This is a genomic window from Bacteroides caecigallinarum (assembly GCF_021530995.1).
GTDB lineage: Bacteria > Bacteroidota > Bacteroidia > Bacteroidales > Bacteroidaceae > Phocaeicola > Phocaeicola faecigallinarum.
Genome location: NZ_JADYTF010000171.1, coordinates 1 through 4,681 on the forward strand (window position 1 = coordinate 1; position 4,681 = coordinate 4,681).

Consider the following 4,681-nt stretch of genomic DNA (forward strand, 5'->3'; position numbering starts at 1 on the left):
AATATAAAACATCTTTTTCCATAAAGTAGTTCTTGTATATTAGTTTCGTTTATCAGCACTGTTAATTCTCCATCTTGTGGCGAACCATATAATGTATCAGAAGCACCATGTCCTAGAAAAATAATACAATCAGCTCCTTTAATGAAAGCATATACTTCATCTGTATTTTCCGTTGTATCTTTGTGCCATCCTTCACATCCTTTTTCACATAAAAAGTCATATAAAGGAGAGAGAAAATCCGTAGATTCATCTTTGGGGTATATGCAAACTGTCTTATTCATTGATTTTTATTAAATATGCTATTGTTTGTTCTACTAATTCCTGAGTCCAGGAATCGACACGCTTGTCTGATTGCTTTTCAATCATGTCTGCAATTTCACCTAAAGTTTTACCTTTTAAAGGAGCATAACATGATTTAAATTCCATTTCTGAATGTTGACGTAACTGCTCTAAAAAATAATCATGTACGGTCGGTTCATCATCACGGTTTATCAGTTCTATTAATTTATCTTTATATTCATCACGTTTGACATAGTCAATTATTTGATATTCCATCAGCTTTCGAACAGCTTCAACTATTTCTTCTTCTGTTGCTTCTTGTAATTTAACTTTTCCCAAAACACGTTTGACTACAGCTTTCCTATTGCCTGAATACATAATAATCTTAAGATTTTTACGTAATTCTGTCAATATTTCTACTACATCAATACCATCAATATCATCTTCTGAAAGATTAAAATCTGTCAATGCCCAGTTTATATGTTTAGAACTAATTAAATCCTTTATGCGTTCTTTCAACTTTATGACATCAAGATGATCTGAGCCATCTTCTCTTAACTCAACATCTGTAGTACGAATACTTATTGCCTCAAATTCACATGTTCTTTTAAGCTGTTTATTAAGTGCATCTATTATTTTTGACTGATCAACATCATCAATAATAAGAACAGTTACTTTCTTTTTCATATTATTGTAGTATTATACGGAATGTTGCTCCTTTAAGTTTATTAATATTATTACCTAAAAAACTGATAGTACCATTCATATCTCTTTCTAAAGTATTCCGTATGGTACTTAAACCAATTCCATGACCACCTGGCCTATTTGTTACTCCTACTTCAAAAATCGTTTCAGGAGTGAAGCGGATAAGATCTACTCCATCACCGTCATCAGAAAAGTCAATAACAACACTCCTTTCTTTTCTTTGAAATGAAACAAATACTTGAGTTGCGTTATTCTTTCGAGAATTACTTATTAGATTCTGGAAAATAACTGAATATTCAAGAACCTTTACTTTCTTAACGTAAGATTCCGAGTCATGCTTTACGCAATCCACCTTAAGCGATCTTGAGAAAAAAGATAAAAACTCCTTGGTATATTCATATAAATCAACATCTGTAGATTCACGTAACAAAGAAGTATCAGCCTTTGTTATAAGACTGCTCAATACATGGATACGTTCAATATTGAATTCCATATCCCTGGTAATATCAATTAGTTCTTCCCTATCAATAACCTCTTCCTGAAGAATCTCTTTTTGAGATGAAACGAGGGAATTTAATTCTGCAGATGAAATTAGAACTGTATGCATCAAATCCTCGACTTCTTGTGAAGTATCCCTAGCAGAAATTAAATAGGTGTTCTTTTGTATTTGTGCATCACGTTCTTTTTCGGCTTTTTCCCTTGCAGCTTTCTCAGCCTCTTCTTTTCGCTTTGCCATAATGGCTTTTAGACGTTCTTCTTCAGCTTTTTTTTCGGCTTCCTCTTTTTCTTTACGCATTTTTGCCATCTCTTTCTCAAAAAGTTCGATTTTTGAAGACAAGTCAGAGTCATTCATTTTTTCAGCAATTTTACGTAAATCATTCAATACATTTAACTGAATTATCTCAGAGGCTGAGGCGTCTGAAACCAAGTCAGCAAGTTTAGTATTATAGTACTTAACATGAATAGAGCCATCATTAACCATGCTTTTTACAAGCTGTAGGAAATCCACTTTACTGCCTATGTTGTCATACACATAATCTGTATTATCTAAATCTTTACCATGTTTTAATTGTTCTCTTGCTTCATAAGCAAATTTTTCATCTTGGAAATAACTGTTTCTAATAAAACCTTCCCCCCATAATACTCCTACAACATACCTTTCAAGCCTACGATGAATCAATGAAAAGAAGTCTAATAATTCTTGACTAGCTTTTGTTTTTATCAAGCCTCCATCACGGCTAGAAACCTCCTTAAAATCTTCTACACGATTAGTCTCAACATCTACACGGCCAAACAAATCTCTAGTTCCAAGAAAACGATTGTATCCTTGCTGTGCTCTTTGATTTAGTCCCCATGAATCATCATTATATTCTCCATATGGCCATATTCTGAACCCATTTCTAAACAGAAAAACATTACCATAATTAACAGGTTGTACACCCATTTTTAGACTAAAATTATATTTAGCGGCACGATTAAGATAATATAAGTTTATAGAAACATTCTCAAGTTTGCCAAACTTATTTATCTCCTCTATTTCATACATAACTTCTCCTCGATCAGAAAGTTTTGTATGAATTATACCATCTTTTAAAATACTCTCTATTTGAGTAGTTTTAATTTTAAGTACATCATTTATGGTATTTACTATAACTCCTGTGACCTTAGAGTTCTCTAATTCTGCAATGGTAGCCCGTTCTTTATCAGTGAGTATCGGATTGTTTTTATGAATATTATTTATTTGTTCCGTTATTCTGTTATCTGATTCTACAAAATTAGGAGCAAATATTTCTATTTTATATTCATCCGTCTCAGAAAAAGGATTAATCATTTTTTCAAGAGACTTACGAAGTTCTATAATTTCATCCCATCCCCAATTTGTATGCAATACTGAAAATTCAAGGATAGTTCCAGTTGTAGAGTCATTAGGAAACTTGTGAATTTCAGTAGAAGACTTATGTTTTATACCTACAGTATCAAACTCAACCTTTTGTTTACCTTCAAAAGATTTCCAGTCTACGAATAATGTTTCTTCAGTATCAGATTCACTACTTTTTGTAATAAGAGTCAGGTAACGTGCTAATCTGTCACAAGAAATTCGACCTATACCTTTTGCACCAGCATAGTTCCTTTTAAATTTACTGCGATATGAATCATCTTCAGTACCATCCCTTTTAGCAGAAAAACCCACAAAAAGCCATTTATTCTTGAGTTCATCTAAAGTCATTCCTTTACCATTATCTGCTATGATAATCTTGTCAGTATCAAATGTTATATCAACCTTAGTTGCATGAGCATCATATGAATTTTTAACTAACTCTAAAATGGCTATATTATCGCTCGTGATAAGATCTCTCCCTAATATATTTTTAAGTTCTGCACTGACTTTAAATTTCAACTCTTCCATGGTTCTTAAGCATTTTTTTTAGCACTAACCCAGCTTGTAAAGCAAATAAAGGCGGTATGGCATTACCGACTTGACTATAACGAGGAACCTCATGTTTTCGCATTTTTCCACCTGTAGTATATTTACTTTTAAATTCGTACCAGTCCGGGAATGATTGTATTCTGGCACATTCACGTACTGTCAATATACGAGGTTCATAATAATGGAGATAGTCATCTGGCATATTTGTTATAGTTGGAGCAATATCATTTGGATCTAGAATAGTAATACCACGCTGATGAATTCCCCATATCTCACGTACTTTGCCATCTATACGTTTTCCTCTTATAGGATAATCAGATAGAAGTTTTTCAAACATCATTTTTTTCCCTTCTGAATGATGGGCAAAACTATGACTGTTTGGTATAGTTTGCAATTTATGCAAACCCTTACGCATTAATTCTTGATAAGGTGATTCAATTTTGCCATATATACCTGAATTAAAACCTTTACGGTCTGGAGTTTCAACGATTCCATTCTCTTGTAACAAATCGGAAATTGCTTCTGAAACTGTACAAACCTCAGAAAGATTATAATGTTTAAGAAACTTACTCTTTTGAGCATCAAGTAAATCTACAAACCTTCGTGCTGACCCTTCATCTCCATCTTTAACTCCTACTAGTATAAAACGTTTTCTACGTTGTGGAATCCCGTATTTAGAAAAATCTATAACTAAAGCAATGACATCATATCCCAATGTCCGAAGTTTATCAGTAACTATCTGAGAATAGGGTACAGCATCTTGATTTTTCTTCTTATCAAAAGCATAAGTAAAACCTTTTACATTCTCAAAAAGTATCAGCTTTGGTTGAACCATACTAATGAAATCAATATATGAAAAAACAAGCTGATTCCTAACATCATCTTCTATACGCTTACCTGCCATTGAAAATCCTTGACAAGGTGGACCACCGGCAACTAAATCAACCTTACCTCTTAATTGAATAAGTTGTTCAGAATAATTTTCATTAACTTCTATGATGTCAAGGCAAGATTGTGGTAACCACTTTGGCCAAGCAAAATGTTTTTTCCCCTTAATTAAATTATAATTAAGAGTCTCAAAAGCATTTGCGTTTTTTTCAATTGCGAAAAGACCATCCCATCCTGCTTGATACAAGCCAAGAGATAATCCCCCACAGCCAGCAAACAAATCTATAACTGTATATTTTTTATCTTGCTTCATCATCTATAAGGCAAAAATAAACCTTTGTTAGAAGTATATTATAATTGTTATTCTATAAAGTGTTTATA

Annotated in this window: 3 protein-coding genes and 1 pseudogene; all 4 read right to left on the reverse strand. The window is 32.8% G+C overall.

What is annotated here, in order from left to right; translation table 11 throughout:
* A pseudogene (locus I6E24_RS15355) lies at nt 1–281 on the reverse strand (hypothetical protein); the annotation flags it as partial.
* Entirely contained in the window at nt 274–966 is a 693-nt protein-coding gene (locus I6E24_RS15360; protein WP_235329478.1) for a DNA-binding transcriptional response regulator, read from the reverse strand. The pseudogene I6E24_RS15355 and the gene I6E24_RS15360, both read right to left, overlap by 8 nt.
* Before the next feature lies 1 nt (nt 967).
* The gene (locus tag I6E24_RS15365) at nt 968–3,391 is read right to left on the reverse strand and encodes an ATP-binding protein (protein ID WP_235329479.1); all 2,424 of its coding nucleotides are present in this window, start codon (nt 3,389–3,391) and stop codon (nt 968–970) included.
* Entirely contained in the window at nt 3,372–4,616 is a 1,245-nt protein-coding gene (locus I6E24_RS15370; RefSeq protein ID WP_235329480.1) for a DNA cytosine methyltransferase, read from the reverse strand. Before I6E24_RS15370 ends, I6E24_RS15365 begins: the two co-directional genes overlap by 20 nt.
* Nucleotides 4,617–4,681: the final 65 nt, after the last annotated feature.

What these genes read in the sequence shown, in the direction of transcription:
- I6E24_RS15365 (WP_235329479.1), bottom strand. Translation starts at nt 3,391, where the DNA reads ATGGAAGAGTTGAAATTTAAAGTCAGTGCAGAACTTAAAAATATATTA.
- I6E24_RS15360 (WP_235329478.1), bottom strand. Translation starts at nt 966, where the DNA reads ATGAAAAAGAAAGTAACTGTTCTTATTATTGATGATGTTGATCAGTCA.
- I6E24_RS15370 (WP_235329480.1), bottom strand. Translation starts at nt 4,616, where the DNA reads ATGATGAAGCAAGATAAAAAATATACAGTTATAGATTTGTTTGCTGGC.